Below are 15282 nucleotides of genomic sequence, written 5' to 3'. Positions count from 1 at the left end.
CAATTTATGCCCACGCAGGCGAAAATCGCCGCGCTGGATGGTTTGCACACCTTCCCGCGCCTGCTGTTGCATCACGCATCCACTCGTCCCGGTGCGCCGGCCATCCGCGAGAAATCGCTGGGTATCTGGCAGACCTGGACCTGGTTCGACGTCGCCGAGCGCGCTCGCGCGCTGGCCTGCGGCCTGGCTGAACTGGGCTTCAAGCGCGGCGACAACCTGGCGATCATCGGTGACAACCGTCCTCACCTGTACATGATGATGGCCGCCGCCCAATGCCTCGGTGGCGTGCCGGTGCCGCTCTACCAGGATGCGGTGGCCGCGGAAATGCTGTTCGTCCTGCAGGATGCCGGTGTCCGCTTCGCCATCGTCGAGGACCAGGAACAGGTCGACAAGCTGCTCGAGATCAAGGACCAGCTGCCGGCACTCGAACACATCATCTACGACGATCCGCGCGGCATGCGCCATTACAACCAGACCTTCCTGCACGACGTGCATGAACTGATGGAAATGGGCCGCATCCACGACCGCAATCATCCCGATTTCCTCAACCGCGAGATCGAGCAGGGCCATTTCGACGATGTCTCGGTCATGCTCTACACCTCCGGTACCACCGGCAAGCCGAAGGGCGTCTGCCAGACGCACGCCTCGTTCATCGCCGCCGCCCGTGGCGGCATCGAAGTCGACCGGCTGACCGCCGACGAGGACATCCTCTCCTACCTGCCGATGGCCTGGGTCGGCGACCACCTGTTCTCGTTTGCCCAGGCGATGGTCGCCGGGTTCACGATCAACTGCCCGGAGTCGGGCGAGACGGTGATGACCGACCTGCGCGAGATCGGGCCGACCTATTACTTCGCCCCGCCGCGCGTTTTCGAAGGCCTGCTGACCTCGGTGATGATCCGCATGGAGGACGCCGGCAAGATCAAGCAGAAGCTTTTTCATCACTTCATGGATGTGGCCAAGCGCTGCGGTGCCGACATTCTCGACGGCAAGCCGGTTTCCGCCGGTGACCGCCTGCAGTACGCACTCGGCAACCTGCTGGTTTACGGGCCGCTGCGCAACGTGCTCGGCATGAACCGCATCCGCGTCGCCTATACCGCCGGGGCGGCGATCGGGCCGGAACTGTTCAGCTTCTACCGCTCGATCGGCATCAACCTCAAGCAGCTCTACGGCCAGACCGAAACCTGCGCCTACGTCTGCCTGCAGCCTGACGGCCACGTCAAGTCCGACACCGTCGGCGCGCCCGCGCCGGGCGTCGAGATCAAGATTGCCGACAACGGCGAAGTGCTGGTCAAGGGGCCGATGCTGCTCAAGGGCTACTACCAGCGTCCGGACGCCACCGCCGAATCGATCAACGCCGACGGTTACTTCCTCACCGGCGACGCCGGCTTCCTCGATGCCGACGGCCAGCTGAAGATCATCGACCGGGCCAAGGACGTCGGCAAGCTGACCAATGGCGGCATGTTCGCGCCGAACTACATCGAGAACAAGCTGAAGTTCTTCCAGTTCATCAAGGAAGTGGTCTGCTTCGGCAACGAGCGCGACATGGTCTGCGCCTTCGTCAACATCGACGTCGGTGCCGTCGGCAACTGGGCCGAACGGCGCGGCATCGCCTACGCCGGCTACACCGACCTGGCCGGCAAGCCGCAGGTGCTGGAACTGATCCGCGAATGCGTCGAGGAGGTGAACGCAGCGCTGGCCGGCGATGCCATGGTTGCCGATTCGCAGGTGCATCGTTTCCTGGTGCTGCACAAGGAACTCGACCCGGATGACGACGAGCTGACGCGCACGCGCAAGGTGCGGCGCAATTTCGTCTCGGAAAAATACAAGGTGCTGATCGATGCGCTGTACGAGGGCAAGGCCTCGCAGTTCATCGAAACCGAGGTCAAGTTCGAGGACGGACGCCGCGGCAAGGTATCAGCCGACTTGAAGATCGTCGACGCCAAGACCTTCCCGGTCGCCGGCAAGACGGCGTAAGGAGAACAGAACGTGAGCAGAAAAATCGGCGACGTCATCCTTGACCTGCAGAACATCTCGCTGCGCTTCGGCGGGGTCAAGGCACTGACCGACATTTCCTTCGATATCCGCGAGCACGAAGTGCGCGCCATCATCGGCCCGAACGGGGCCGGCAAGAGCTCGATGCTCAACGTCATCAACGGCGTCTACCACCCGCAGGAAGGCAAGATCTTCTATCGCGGCGAAGAACGTCGCAAGATGGAGCCGCACATGGCGGCCAGCACCGGTATCGCCCGCACCTTCCAGAACATTGCGCTGTTCAAGGGCATGAGCGTGCTCGACAACATCATGACCGGGCGCAACCTGAAGATGAAGACCAACATTCTGCTCCAGGCCCTGTGGCTGGGTCCGGCGCAGAAGGAGGAAATCGAACACCGGCGCAAGGTCGAGGAAATCATCGACTTCCTCGAAATCCAGCATATCCGCAAGACCCCGGTCGGCCGCTTGCCCTATGGCCTGCAGAAGCGTGTCGACCTCGGCCGGGCCCTGGCCATGGAGCCGCAGATCCTCCTGCTCGACGAACCGATGGCCGGCATGAACGTCGAGGAAAAGCAGGACATGTGTCGCTTCATCCTCGACGTCAATGACCAGTTCGGCACCACCATCGTGCTCATCGAGCATGACATGGGTGTGGTCATGGACATTTCGGACCGGGTGGTCGTACTCGACTACGGCAAGAAGATCGGCGACGGCGTACCCGATGAAGTACGCAGCAATCCGGAGGTCATCAAGGCCTACCTGGGTGCCGGACACTAAGCGGAGCGGAACATGGGATTCTTTGTTGAAACACTGATCGGCGGCCTCATGGCCGGCATGCTGTATTCCCTGGTGGCACTGGGCTTCGTGCTCATCTTCAAGGCCTCGGGGGTCTTCAACTTCGCGCAGGGGGCGATGGTGCTGTTCGCCGCGCTGGCCATGGCGCGCTTCTCCGAATGGGCAAACATCGCGCTGGGCGGTGACAGCCTGTTCCTGGCCAACCTGATCGCCTTCCTCGGTGCCGGCGTGGTGATGTTCATCGTTGCCTGGATCATCGAGCGGCTGGTGCTGCGCAACCTGGTCAACCAGGAAGGTGCGACGCTGCTGATGGCCACCCTCGGTATTGCCTACGTGCTCGAAGGCGTCGGCCAGACCATCTTCGGCGGGCAGATCTACACGATCGACGTCGGCATGCCGAAGGACCCGGTGATCATGTTCGAGTCGCTGTTCGAGGGCGGCATCATGATCAACAAGGAGGACTTCATCGCCGCACTGATCGCTGCCGTGCTGGTCGGCGTGCTGACGCTGTTCTTCCAGAAGACGCCGACCGGTCGTGCCCTGCGCGCGGTGGCTGACGATCACCAGGCGGCGCAGTCGATCGGTATTCCGTTGAACCGGACCTGGGTCATCGTCTGGTGTGTCGCCGGTATCGTCGCTTTGGTGGCCGGCATCATCTGGGGTTCCAAACTCGGCGTTCAGTTCTCGCTGGCGACCGTGGCGTTGCGCGCGCTGCCGGTGGTCATCCTCGGCGGCCTGACTTCGGTCCCCGGCGCGATCATCGGTGGCCTGATCATCGGTGTCGGCGAAAAGCTCTCCGAAGTCTATCTCGGCCCTTATGTCGGCGGCGGTATCGAAATCTGGTTCGCTTATGCGCTGGCCCTTGTTTTCCTGCTGTTCCGTCCGCAAGGACTGTTCGGCGAGAAAATTATCAACCGCGTCTGACCACGGCTAAACGGGAGAATACAAAGTGATTTATCGCGAAAATGGCCAGTTCAAGACGACTTACGCGGCCGACCAACAAATCTTCACCATCGCCCAGGACAAGTGGTTCGTCCTCGGCCTGATCGCCTTCGCCTTCATCGGCGTGCCGATGCTGGCCGACGAGTACATGTTCCGGGCGATCCTGATTCCCTTCCTGATCCTGTCGCTGGCGGCGCTGGGGGTTAACCTCCTGGTCGGTTACTGCGGCCAGATCACGCTCGGGGCGGGGGCCTTCATGGCCATCGGCGCCTACGCGGCGTACAACTTCATGATCCGCGTCGATGGCGTGCCGCTGGTCGCGGCCTTGCTGCTCGGGGGCGCGACGACTGCAGCGCTGGGTATCATCTTCGGGATTCCCAGCTTGCGTGTGCGCGGCCTCTACCTGGCGGTGGCGACGCTGGCGGCGCAGTTCTTCTGCGACTGGGCCTTCCTGCGTCTGGGCTGGTTCACCAACTATTCGCCGTCGGGTTCGGTGTCGATCTCCAACCTCAGTGCGTTTGGCTGGGCGATTGACAGCCCGGTCGAGAAATACCTGTTCTGCCTGCTTTTCCTGGTCGCCTTCGCCTTCTTTGCCAAGAACCTGACGCGCGCCAGCATCGGTCGGCAGTGGATGGCCATCCGCGACATGGATGTGGCCGCCGAGGTCATCGGCATCCGGCCGATGTGGGCCAAGCTGTCGGCGTTCGCCGTGAGTTCCTTCTTCATCGGCGTCGCCGGTGCCTTGTGGGGCTTCGTGCACCTGGGTTCCTGGGAGCCGGCCGCCTTCTCGGTCGACCGCTCCTTCCAGTTGCTGTTCATGGTCATCATCGGCGGTCTCGGTTCGATCATGGGCAGTTTCTTCGGTGCCGCCTTCATCGTCATCATGCCGATCTTCCTGAACCAGGCCCTGCCGGCGCTGGGCAGCCTGTTCGGTATCGCCATCTCGACGGCGGGCGTTGCCCACGCCGAATTCATCATCTTCGGTTCGTTGATCGTGTTCTTCCTGATCGTCGAGCCCCATGGCCTTGCCCGCTTGTGGGCAATCGCCAAGGAGAAACTGCGTCTGTGGCCATTCCCCCACTGACGCGGCATGCGCAGTACCCACGCTTCACTTATAACAGGAGGAGACAACCCATGAAATTTCGTTCCCTGGCCCTTGCGGCCGCCATTGCCTCGGTTGGCCTGAGTGCCGCTGTCGTCAGCCCCAGTGCTCATGCCCAGGCTAAGGAGCAGTTCTTCCCGGTGCTCGTCTATCGCACCGGTGCCTACGGTCCCAACGGCACGCCGTGGGCCAACGGTTACGTCGATTATCTGAAGCTGGTCAATGCCAAGGGTGGCATCAACGGCGTCAAGATCAGCTTCGAAGAATGTGAATTCGCCTACGCCACCGACCGTGGTGTCGAGTGTTACGAGCGCCTCAAGGGTAAAGGCGCCACCGTCTTCCAGCCGCTGTCCACCGGGGTGACCTTCGCCCTGACGGAAAAGGCGCCGGTCGACAAGATTCCGCTGGTGACTGCCGGCTACGGCCGCAGCGAGTCGCAGAACGGTGCCGTGTTCGACTGGAACTTCCCCTTGCTCGGAACCTACTGGGTCGGCGCCGACGTCGCCATCCAGCATCTGGGCAAGCAGTACGGCGGTCTGGACAAGTTGAAGGGCAAGAAGATCGCGCTGGTTTACCACGACAGCCCGTACGGTAAGGAGCCGATCCCGCTGCTGCAGGAACGGGCGAAGATGCACGGCTTCACCCTCCAGTTGCTGCCGGTTGCCCACCCGGGCGTCGAGCAGAAGGCGACCTGGCTGCAGATCCGCCGCGAGCGTCCGGACAACGTCCTGCTGTGGGGCTGGGGTGTGATGAACTCGACCTCGCTGAAGGAAGCCCAGGCGACCGGCTATCCGCGCGAGAAGATGCTGGGTATCTGGTGGGCCGGTGCCGAACCCGATGTCAAGGACGTCGGCATGGGCGCCAAGGGCTACAGCGCGATCACGCTGCAACACGGTGCCGAGCCGAATTCCAAGGTGGTCAAGGACATGCTGGCGATGGTCCACGCCAAGGGCCAGGGGACCGGCCCCAAGGATGAAGTCGGTTCCGTGCTCTACATGCGCGGCCTGATTTCGGCCATGGTCGCCGTCGAAGGCGTGCGCAAGGCGCAGGAACGCTATGGCAAGGGCAAGGTCATGACCGGCGAACAGACTCGCTGGGGCCTGGAAAACCTGAACCTGGACGACAAGGCGCTGGCCGACCTGGGCTTCGCCGGCGTGCTGCGTCCGATCCAGACCTCCTGTACCGACCACATGGGTTCGCCGTGGGCGCGTATCCATACCTGGGACGGCGCCAAGTGGAACTTCTCTTCGGATTGGTACCAGGCCGACCAGAAGGTGCTGCGTCCGATGGTGATGTCTGCTTCGACGCGTTACGCCGAGGAGAAGAAGATCACCCCGCGTACGCCGGAACAGTGCAAGCAATAAGCTGAAACAAACGTCCGCGCCCTTCGGGGCGCGGACGTACTGAACAGAGAGTCGACGATGAATGCTGCCAACGCGACATTCCTCAATGTGAACAACATCGAGGTCATCTACAACCACGTCATCCTGGTCCTCAAGGGCGTTTCCTTCAGCGTGCCGGAAGGGAAGATCGTTGCCCTGCTGGGCGGCAACGGGGCTGGCAAGACAACCACGCTGCGCGCGGTCAGCAATCTGCTGCACGGCGAGCGCGGCGAAGTGACCAAGGGCTCGATCGAGCTCAAGGGCGAACAGGTCCAGGCGATGACGCCGGGCGATCTGGTGCGTCGCGGCGTCGTCCAAGTGATGGAGGGGCGGCATTGCTTCGGCCACCTGACCATCGAGGAAAACCTGCTGACCGGGGCGTATACGCGTACCGACGGCAAGGCCGCCGTCCAGGAAACCCTGGAAAAGGTCTACAACTTCTTTCCCCGGCTGAAGACCCGGCGCACCAGCCAGGCCGCCTACACCTCGGGCGGCGAGCAGCAGATGTGCGCGATCGGTCGCGCCCTGATGGCCAAGCCCAAGCTGGTCCTGCTCGATGAGCCGTCGATGGGCCTGGCGCCGCAGATCGTCGAGGAAGTATTCACCATAGTCAAGGAATTGAACGAGAAGGAGGGCACGACCTTCCTGCTGGCCGAACAGAACACCAATATCGCCCTGCGCTATGCCGACTTCGGCTACATCCTGGAAAACGGCCGGGTGGTCATGGAAGGGGCAGCGAGCGAGCTGCGCGACAACGAGGACGTCAAGGAGTTCTACCTCGGGCTGTCGTCGTCGGGCCGCAAGTCCTTCCGCGAGGTCAAGCATTACCGTCGGCGCAAGCGGTGGCTGTCGTGAGCTACTACGATACCCTGGAAACCCGCGCGCCGGCCGAGCGCGAGGTGCAACTGTTCGCCCAGTTGGCGCGTCAGGTGGCGCACGCCAAGGCGCATGCGCCGCATTACGTGCGTCTGCTGGCCGACGTCGATCCGGCGGCTTGCGTCAGCCGCCAGGCCTTGAGCCGTTTGCCGCTGACCCGCAAGCGCGACCTCATCGAACTGCAGAAATCCTGCCCGCCCTTCGGCGGACTGAATGCCGGGCCGCGTTCGCGGGCGCGTCGGGTGTTTTCGTCGCCGGGGCCGATTTACGAAGTCCAGAGCCAGGAAACCGATCACTGGCGGATGGCACGCGCCCTTTACGCAGCCGGCTTCCGCCAGGGTGACCTGGTGCATAACTGCTTCTCCTATCATTTCACGCCGGGTGCCTTCATCTTCGAGGGCGGCGCCCGCCAGCTCGGCTGTTCGGTTTTCCCCGGCGGCACCGGGCAGACCGAACAGCAGATCCAGGCCATGGTCGATCTGCGTCCCGACGGTTACGTCGGCACGCCGTCCTTCCTGCGCATCCTGATCGAGAAGGCTGAGGAGAGCGGCGCTGACATCCGCAGCCTGCAGAAAGCCTGTGTTTCCGGCGAGGCCTTGCCCGGCGTCGTCCGCCAGTGGCTGGGTGAGCGCGGGATCACCGTCCGCCAGTGTTATGCGACGGCCGAGATCGGAGTGATTGCCTACGAGAGCGAGCCCGATGCCGGCCTGGTGGTCGACGAAGGTGCGCTGGTCGAGATCGTCCGCCCCGGAACCGGTGATCCGGTCGCCGAGGGCGAGGTCGGCGAAGTCGTGGTCACCACCTTCAATGCCGATTACCCGCTGATCCGCTTTGCCACCGGCGACCTGTCGGCGGTCATGCCCGGCGTCTCGCCCTGCGGGCGGACCAACATGCGGCTCAAGGGCTGGATGGGACGGGCCGACCAGACGACCAAGGTCAAGGGGATGTTTGTCCACCCCGAGCAGATTGCCGAAGTGGCCAAGCGCTATCCGCAGATTTCCCGGATGCGCCTGGTCGTCGACAATCCCGACGCTCAGGACCGGATGGTGCTTTGCTGCGAAGCCGGCGCCAGCGACGCCGCGCTGGCGGAAAGTCTGGTCAACGCGTTGCGCGAACAAACCAAATTGCGCGGCAGCGTGGAATTTTTTGCGCCCGGGGGCTTGCCGAACGATGGAAAGGTGATCGAAGATAAGCGGGTCTATTGATCCGGAATTTTCCAATGCGTTTTCTGGCGCTTGTCCTGGCCGTGCTGGCCTTGCCCCTGCAGGCTGAAGAGCCCGCCCTGAGGCCATCGGCGGGCTTGTTGTTCAAACATCCCGAGCTGGTCCGGCCGGGCAGTTGCGTTGCCTATCGCGAAGGCGGGGCCGGCTGGATCCTGGTCGAACCGCTGTACTACCTGCGCGGCACCGTCAGTTCTTCCGAGGTGACGACGCGCCGCCTGGTGCAGTGTCCGGCGGTCGCGGGCAAGACCCGCGAACAATACAGCCGCGACGAGTATGTCCGCCTGGTTCGAGCCACCCCCTGCCTGGCGGCCGGCGAGGCGGAACGTGAGGAACAGGTCGGCCTGGTCCGGCTGCGGGTCGAGTCCTGGGAAACGCCACACATGCGCAAGGCCGAAAATGCCGGGCGTTTGTACCGCGGCATGTTCCTCGACCAGCCCCTGAAAAAGGGCATGGAAGTCGAACTCGAGGCCGACCTGCTCGGCCCCTGTTCCTGATTCGCCTCAGCCGCCCAGCGTTACCGCGCCGAGGCTGACCAGACGCTCGATCTCCGCCTCACTCAACCCCAGTGCCTGCAAGCGTTCGCGGCTGTGCTCGCCGAGCAGCGGCGGGGCAGCCTGTACTGCCGCCGGCGTTCTTGAGAGTCGTGGTGCCGGCGATGGCTGACGCACCCCGGCGATGTCCACAAATGCCTGGCGCGCCTGGTTGTGCGGGTGCTCGGTCGCTTCCCGCATGCTCAGTACCGGCCACACGCAGTCGTCGCTGTCGGCGAACAGCGCCTCCCAGTGGGCTAGCGGCTGCCGGCTGAAGATTTCGCTCAGCCGCTGTTTCATGCGCGGCCAGGTTTGCGTGTCGTACTGCCGGCCGCTGAAATCCGGATCGTCGTTGAGGCCGAGGCGGGCGACAAAGGTCGCGTAAAACTGCGGTTCGAGCGGGCAGACGCTGAGCCAGCGCCCGTCGGCGCAGCAATAGACGTCGTAGAACGGGGCACTCGAATCGATCGCACATTGGCCGTGCCATTCTCCCAGTGCGTCGAGGTTGAACAGGCCGTGGGCGAGCAGGGCGGCGCCCTCGCACATGGCGGCATCGATGACCTGACCCTGGCCGCTGTTCCTGGCTTCGATCAGCGCACAGGCGATGCCCCAGGCCAGCAGCAGGCCGCCGCCGCCCATGTCGCCGACCAGGGTCGGTGGCGCCCACGGGGCGCCGCCGTGACGGCGACCGGTATCGAGAACGCCGGCGATGGCCGCATAGTTGGCGTCATGGCCGGCGCGCGGTGCCAGCGGGCCGTCCTGGCCCCAGCCGGTCATGCGTCCGTAGATCAGGCGCGGATTGGCGGCCAGGCAGACCTCGGGGCCGAAGCCCAGACGCTCCATGACACCGGGTCGGAAGCCTTCGATCAGGACATCGGCTTCGGCGATCAACTGCATGACCAGCGGCCGCACCGCCGGATTCTTGAGGTCGATGCACAGCGATTTCTTGCCGCGGTTGGCCACGGCCTTGCGACCGCCGCCGAACAGTTGCGAGGCGAAGGTGCCACCGGCGCGTTCGAGCAGCGTGACTTCGGCGCCCATGTCGGCGAGCAGCATGCCGCAAAAGGGGCCGGGGCCGATGCCGGCGAATTCGACGACCTTGATGCCGGCGAGCGGCCCGGTGGCTTTTGTTGCTGATGTCTCCATGTGGATTTTCTCGTTGTTGATGTCGGCCAAGTATCGCATGCACCGGCGGCTTCGGGCATGATCGCGGATTCAAGAGAGGATGGGTCGATGAAGGACAAGATAGATGAGCTGCTGGCACGTATTGCGGCGCTGCAGGACGAGCTGGATAACGAATATCGCCGGGCACGCGAGGACTGGGCCCGCAAGAAGGCCGAACTGGCCGATGAGCTGGCCCGCCAGCAGCGACGCTACAAGACCGGACTGTTCCGTTTCATCGTCCGTTCGCGCATTCTGGTCCTGCTGACGGCCCCGGTGATCTACGTCGGCTGGATTCCTTTCCTGGTGATCGATCTGTTCGTCACGATCTACCAGAGCATCTGCTTTCCCGTCTATCGCATTCCCAAGGTCCGCCGGGCCGACTACATCGTCTTCGACCGCGAAGACCTGCCTTACCTGAACCTGATCGAGAAATTCAACTGTTTCTATTGTTCCTATGGCAACGGTGTGGCGGCCTATGTCCGGGAAGTGGCGGCGCGGACCGAACAGTACTGGTGCCCGATCAAGCACGCGCGACGCATCCGCGCGGCGCATGACCGCTACCCCAAGTTCTTCGATCATGGGGATGCGGAGGCCTTCCAGCAGGGATTGAACCGACTGCGCCGGCAGTACGACGACGTCGATGAGGTCAAGGCGCCGGCAAGCCGGCGCGACGACTAGGCCTTGCGTCCGAACAGGCCGCGCACAGCTTCCTGCAGGTCGGCAGGGAGAACCACCAGCTTGGCGTTGTCCTTCTCGCCCAGGCGCTCCATGGCGGCAATGTATTTTTCGCCGAGCATGTAGGACATCGGGCCGGTCTGATCGCCGATGGCGGCGGTAATGCGGCGGATTGCCTCGGCCGAGGCCTCGGCCAGCATGACCTGGGCGTCGGCGTCGCGCTTGGCCGATTCCAGTCGCGCTTCCGCTTCCAGGATGGCCGACTGCTTGGCGCCTTCGGCGCGGGTGACCACGGCCTTGCGCTCGCGTTCGGCGGCGGCCTGCATCTCCATGGCCTTCTGCATCGATTGCGACGGCTTGATGTCCTGGATTTCGACCGACTTGACCGTCAGGCCCCAGTCCACCGCCTCGTCGGCGATGCTTTCGCGCAGTCGCGCCTTGATCTTGTCGCGCGATGACAGCGCCTCGTCGAGTTCCATTTCGCCGACGATGGAACGCAGCGTGGTCATGATCAGGTTACGGATGGCCTCCGAGAAGTCGGTGACGCCATAGACCGCCTTGACCGGGTCGGTCACTTTGACGAAGGCGATGGCGTTGGTCAGGATCACCGCGTTGTCGCGGGTGATCACTTCCTGTTCCTGGACGTCGAGGATGATGTCCTTGGTGATCAATTGGTAGGCGATGCGGTCGATATAGGGGATGACCACGTTGAGGCCGGGTTTCAGCGTGCCGTGATATTTGCCCAGGCGCTCGACGATCCACTCCTCGCCCTGCGGCACCAGGCGCACCCCCTTGGCGATGGTGACGGCGACGAAGACGAGTACGACGACACTGACGATCAGGCCTGCTTCCATGTTTAAACTCCGGTTCTGGTGACTTTGAGGAAACTGCCTTCAACGGCAACGACACGCACCCGCTCGCCGGCGGCAATGCTCTCGTCGGCCAGGCATACCCATTCGTCGGATCCCAGCAGCGGTCGCTGGAAACGTACCCGCCCCTTGGCGAAAGGTTCGATGGCGGCAACCACCAGGCCGGCCTCGCCGATGACCTCGCCGGCCGTGCCGCTGCGGGTGCGTTCGAAGCCCTGGCGGAAGACGCGGAACCAGAGCACGGTCATGGCCAGGGAAGCGATGATCCACAGGCTGATCTGGGCGGTTCCCGACAAGCCGGGCGCGAGCAGGACGATGAGGCCGACCAGCAGCGCGCCGAGACCGAACCAGATGATGTAGAAAGCGGGAATGGCCAGTTCGGCCAGGGTCAGCAGCACGCCGCCGACAATCCAGTGCCACCATTCGGGCTGCATCGGGCTTTCCTTCGAGGCTTATTTCTTGGCCGTGCTGCGACGGGATTTGGGTTTTTCCGGTGCCGGCTGTGCTGCCTGGGTGGCGGCTTCGGCATTCTGCTGCATGTGCTCGCGCATCTGCTGCATCATCTGCCAGGGCCACAGCGCGGCTTCCGAGAGTGCGCCGGGCGCTTCTGCCGGCGCCTCCGGTGCGGCTTCCTCGTTCATCTTGCGGGCGGCATCGGAGGCCATCTGGCCCATGGCCTGGACCGTGCTGACCGTGGTCCGCTGCATTTCGAGTCCCTGGATGGTCATCTGCAGCATCGACAGGTTCATGCGCAGCCAGCCTTCGACCGCCTTCATGTCCTTGATCCGCTTGTCGAGTTCTTCCAGGTCGAAGGTCGGAGCGACCATGCCGGGCAGGGAGAAGCCCATGTTGCCCCACATGTTGCGCATGAAATTGAGTGGGTCGTGTGCCTGTTCGTCAGCCATGATCGTCTCCCTGAGTTAATGCATGTGACGATCTTAAACCACTTTGTGTCGCAAAATGATAAATTACCCGTCGTTATGAAAGGGGAATAGATGCTCAAGTTGCTGGTAGTGGAAGATCACGCCCTGGTACGTGAAGGTCTGGTCGGTCTGTTATCCCAGATGGAGGATGGCGTCGAGGTGTACGAAAGCGCCGATTTCGAGAGCGCGCTGGGCATGCTCGACAGTGAGGGGGATTTCGATTTGGTCTTGCTTGATCTGGCCCTGCCGGGGATAGACGGGTTTGCCGGGCTGGACATCCTGCGTCGTCGTTACCCGGCCATGCCGGTTGCCGTGGTGTCGGCCTTCGACGACATGCCGACGGTGACGCGGGTGCTCAACCTGGGGGCTTCGGGGTTCATTCCCAAGGCCATGAACGGCGAATGCCTGCTGAACGCCGTGCGCGAAGTGCTGGCCGGGAACATTTTCCGACCCAGCGGGCAGCAGCCGGCCCGCATGGACGATGCCATTCCCGTGCCGCCGTCGAGCGTCAGCGTGCGGCCCGAGGAAATCGGCCTGACCGAACGTCAGGCCCAGGTCTTGTGCCTGATGGTGCGTGGCTTGTCGAATCGCGACATCGCCGAGCAACTCGATCTCTCCGAAGGTACCGTCAAGATCCACGCAACCGCCGTATTCAAGGCGCTGGGCGTCAATAGCCGGACGCAGGCGCTGGTTACCGCGGCGCGTTACGGCATCGATTTCAGCGACGTTTTCTAGCCGGCCTGTGGCCGGCGCAGTGCGCTGGCCCGCAACAGGGCGCGCAGGCGGGCCGGACGCAACGGCAAGCCCAGGCGGTGGCTTCCTTTGGGGAGGGGCATCTCGGGCGGGCTGCCGAGTATGATCAAGGGCATGTCCGGATCGATGTCGGGGATGTTTTCCGCATCGCAGATGACGATGCTGTCGCTGCGCAACTGAGCCACCGACGCGCAGTCGCCCTCGCTGATCCGGTAGTTCCAGCTGGCGACCAGCGCCCGCGACGCCAGCAGGTCCGGCGAATTGCCGACGAAATGCACCAGGCCGACCGTGCCGTTTTGCTGTGCCACTGTTTCCTGGGAGGGTGCCCGGGCGCGCTGAACGAGCAGGCCGAACGTCGTGCCGTTGCCGATTTCCGAATCGAGCGATACCTCGATGTCCAGGCCTTTGGCCAGGCGCTCGACGATGGACAGGCCGAGGCCGAGGCCACCGTCCTGCTCGCGGGCGACGTTGGCGACCTGGAAAAATTCGGCGAAGATCGCCGCCCGGTACTCGCGGGCAATGCCGATGCCGCTGTCGCGAATCTCGATGCGGATGGCGTCCTCCCGAATGCGGGCGCCGACCAGCACGCTGCCGCCGGCCGGGGTGTAGCGCAGGGCATTCGCGATCAGGTTGCCGATCATCCGCTCCAGCAGGCGCGGGTCGCTGCGCAGGTAATAGCGATTGGGATGAAAGCGTAGGCGCAGGCCATGGGCCTCGGCCTGGCGGTGGAAGGCGCCATGCAGTTGGCGGAAGACATCGTTGAGCGCAAACACCTGGATCTCGGGGCGGACGCCGTCGATGTCCAGGCGCGAGATATCGAGCAGCGCATTGAGCATGTCGCCCAGCGTCTGTGTCGACGCGCCGATCTGTTCGGCAATGCGCGGGACCTCGCGCAGACGGCCTGCCGCCGCCTGGCGCTGCAGGTCGGTGGTGAACAGGGAGAGGGCGTGCAGCGGTTGTCGCAGGTCATGGCTGGCAGCGGCCAGGAAGCGGCTCTTGGCCGCGTTGGCGCGTTCGGCCGCATCCTTTTCCGCCGCCAGTGCGGCGGTCGCCTGGTCGATCCGGGTTTCCAGCTGGTCGCGACTGTCGGAAAGGGCTTCGGTCATTTCCCGCAGTTCGCCGACCTGACGGCGCAAGAACATCGCGCCGCTGAACATCAGCGCGATCAGCATGGCCCCGAGCGTACCGATTTCAAAGCGCCGGTTGCGCCAGCCGGCAAGCACGGAATCGGTGGGAATGATGGCAACCATGCGCAGATCCGGGAAACCGGGTACCGGCGAGGTCGAGATCAGCAGGCCGTTGCCGCGCGCCAGGCCGGTTTCCGGAATCAGGCCGGCCGGCCGGCCGTCGAACAGGGTGCTGCCGGCCGGCCGGCCGAGGATGCCGGAATAGGTGCTCAGGTCGGCCGGGCGGCAGGAGGCGACAATTTCGCCCCGGGCATTGGTCAGCACGGCATCGAAATCGTCGGACAGGCGGTTGGACCAGCAGAAGTCCTGCATGTAGGCCGGCTCGATGGCGGCGAAGGCGGCACCGGCAAAGCGGTTTTCGGCATCGGTCAGGCGATGGGCGATGGCGTAGGTATAGCGTCCGGAATTACGTCCGACGTAGGGACCGAACGTGGACCAGGGGGCGCCGTTTTCCAGCGCGACGAAGTAGGGGCGGTCGCGTACGTTGATCGGCGGCGGCGGGAAATAGGTCGAGATGAAGCGCTGATTGCCCAGCTGGTCGAAGACGATCAGGTCGCGCAGTTGCGGCATCGCCCGGGAATGGCGCTGGGCGATGTACTCCCAGCCGCGTACCGGCTCCCAGTCGGGCCAGTTGTTGCGACTGTGGGACAGATCGGTGGCGACTTCCTTGACCAGCACGTCGACCGCCTCGAAGGCACGGGCGGTGTGTTCGGCCATCATCACCGAAAACTGTTGCAGACGCTGTTCCCCGGTGTCGATGTCGCGCTTGTAGGACAGCGTCAGGTCGACCACGAAGGCGATCAGGACGGCCAGTGTCCCGGCCAGGGCCAGGCTCAGGGCGAGCTGTTCCGGCTGGCGCTTGAACATGC

Annotated in this window: 15 protein-coding genes; 10 read left to right on the top strand and 5 right to left on the bottom strand. The window is 63.8% G+C overall.

Annotation, left to right across the window (positions count from 1 at the left end; genetic code table 11):
• Positions 1-6 precede the first annotated feature (6 nt).
• The 8 genes from Q0799_RS06245 to Q0799_RS06210 are packed head-to-tail and all read left to right on the top strand — an operon-like array spanning position 7 to position 8806.
• The gene (locus Q0799_RS06245) at positions 7-1974 is read left to right on the top strand and encodes an AMP-binding protein (protein WP_028994141.1); all 1968 of its coding nucleotides are present in this window, start codon (positions 7-9) and stop codon (positions 1972-1974) included.
• A gap of 12 nt (positions 1975-1986) precedes the next feature.
• Positions 1987-2769 (top strand): ABC transporter ATP-binding protein, encoded by a 783-nt coding sequence (locus Q0799_RS06240; RefSeq protein WP_028994142.1) that lies wholly within the window; start codon positions 1987-1989, stop codon positions 2767-2769.
• 12 nt (positions 2770-2781) lie between these two features.
• Positions 2782-3711 carry a branched-chain amino acid ABC transporter permease gene (locus Q0799_RS06235; RefSeq protein ID WP_028994143.1) on the top strand — a complete coding sequence of 310 codons (930 nt, stop codon included), beginning with the start codon at positions 2782-2784 and terminating at the stop codon, positions 3709-3711.
• Positions 3712-3736: 25 nt separating this feature from the next.
• Positions 3737-4813: a branched-chain amino acid ABC transporter permease gene (locus tag Q0799_RS06230; RefSeq protein WP_028994144.1), complete on the top strand. Its 1077-nt coding sequence runs from the start codon at positions 3737-3739 to the stop codon at positions 4811-4813.
• Between the two features lie 50 nt (positions 4814-4863).
• Positions 4864-6195 (top strand): ABC transporter substrate-binding protein, encoded by a 1332-nt coding sequence (locus Q0799_RS06225; protein WP_028994145.1) that lies wholly within the window; start codon positions 4864-4866, stop codon positions 6193-6195.
• Between the two features lie 57 nt (positions 6196-6252).
• On the top strand, positions 6253-7068 hold the full coding sequence (locus Q0799_RS06220; protein ID WP_028994146.1) for an ABC transporter ATP-binding protein: 816 nt from the start codon (positions 6253-6255) through the stop codon (positions 7066-7068).
• On the top strand, positions 7065-8294 hold the full coding sequence (locus Q0799_RS06215) for an AMP-binding protein (protein WP_298395788.1): 1230 nt from the start codon (positions 7065-7067) through the stop codon (positions 8292-8294). Before Q0799_RS06220 ends, Q0799_RS06215 begins: the two co-directional genes overlap by 4 nt.
• A 14-nt stretch (positions 8295-8308) precedes the next feature.
• Positions 8309-8806, top strand: a complete 498-nt coding sequence (locus tag Q0799_RS06210; RefSeq protein WP_028994148.1) for a hypothetical protein — start codon at positions 8309-8311, stop codon at positions 8804-8806.
• Between the two features lie 6 nt (positions 8807-8812).
• Here the strand turns inward: Q0799_RS06210 and Q0799_RS06205 are convergent, their stop codons facing one another.
• Positions 8813-10027, bottom strand: coding sequence for a CaiB/BaiF CoA-transferase family protein (locus Q0799_RS06205; protein ID WP_298395780.1), 1215 nt, complete (start codon positions 10025-10027; stop codon positions 8813-8815).
• Positions 10028-10075: 48 nt separating this feature from the next.
• On the opposite strand from Q0799_RS06205, the gene Q0799_RS06200 reads away from it, so the two are divergent.
• Positions 10076-10684, top strand: coding sequence for a hypothetical protein (locus Q0799_RS06200; RefSeq protein ID WP_298395778.1), 609 nt, complete (start codon positions 10076-10078; stop codon positions 10682-10684).
• Here Q0799_RS06200 and Q0799_RS06195 read toward each other — a convergent pair.
• From Q0799_RS06195 to Q0799_RS06185, 3 genes are read right to left on the bottom strand one after another with little or no spacing between them, the layout of a single operon-like run.
• The gene (locus tag Q0799_RS06195; RefSeq protein WP_028994151.1) at positions 10681-11535 is read right to left on the bottom strand and encodes an SPFH domain-containing protein; all 855 of its coding nucleotides are present in this window, start codon (positions 11533-11535) and stop codon (positions 10681-10683) included. The genes Q0799_RS06200 and Q0799_RS06195 overlap by 4 nt on opposite strands.
• A gap of 2 nt (positions 11536-11537) precedes the next feature.
• Complete coding sequence (locus tag Q0799_RS06190; RefSeq protein ID WP_028994152.1) at positions 11538-11984, bottom strand: NfeD family protein; 447 nt, start codon at positions 11982-11984, stop codon at positions 11538-11540.
• Positions 11985-12002: 18 nt separating this feature from the next.
• Complete coding sequence (locus tag Q0799_RS06185; RefSeq protein ID WP_028994153.1) at positions 12003-12455, bottom strand: PhaM family polyhydroxyalkanoate granule multifunctional regulatory protein; 453 nt, start codon at positions 12453-12455, stop codon at positions 12003-12005.
• Between the two features lie 90 nt (positions 12456-12545).
• Here Q0799_RS06185 and Q0799_RS06180 point away from each other — a divergent pair, with 90 nt between their 5' ends.
• Positions 12546-13208, top strand: coding sequence for a response regulator transcription factor (locus Q0799_RS06180; protein ID WP_028994154.1), 663 nt, complete (start codon positions 12546-12548; stop codon positions 13206-13208).
• Here the strand turns inward: Q0799_RS06180 and Q0799_RS06175 are convergent.
• Positions 13205-15280, bottom strand: a complete 2076-nt coding sequence (locus tag Q0799_RS06175) for an ATP-binding protein (RefSeq protein WP_051295256.1) — start codon at positions 15278-15280, stop codon at positions 13205-13207. The two genes, Q0799_RS06180 and Q0799_RS06175, sit on opposite strands and share 4 nt — an antisense overlap.
• Between the last annotated feature and the right edge of the window lie 2 nt (positions 15281-15282).

This window comes from uncultured Azonexus sp. (assembly GCF_937982035.1).
GTDB lineage: Bacteria > Pseudomonadota > Gammaproteobacteria > Burkholderiales > Rhodocyclaceae > Azonexus.
This window is presented reverse-complemented; position numbering and strand designations above follow the sequence as displayed.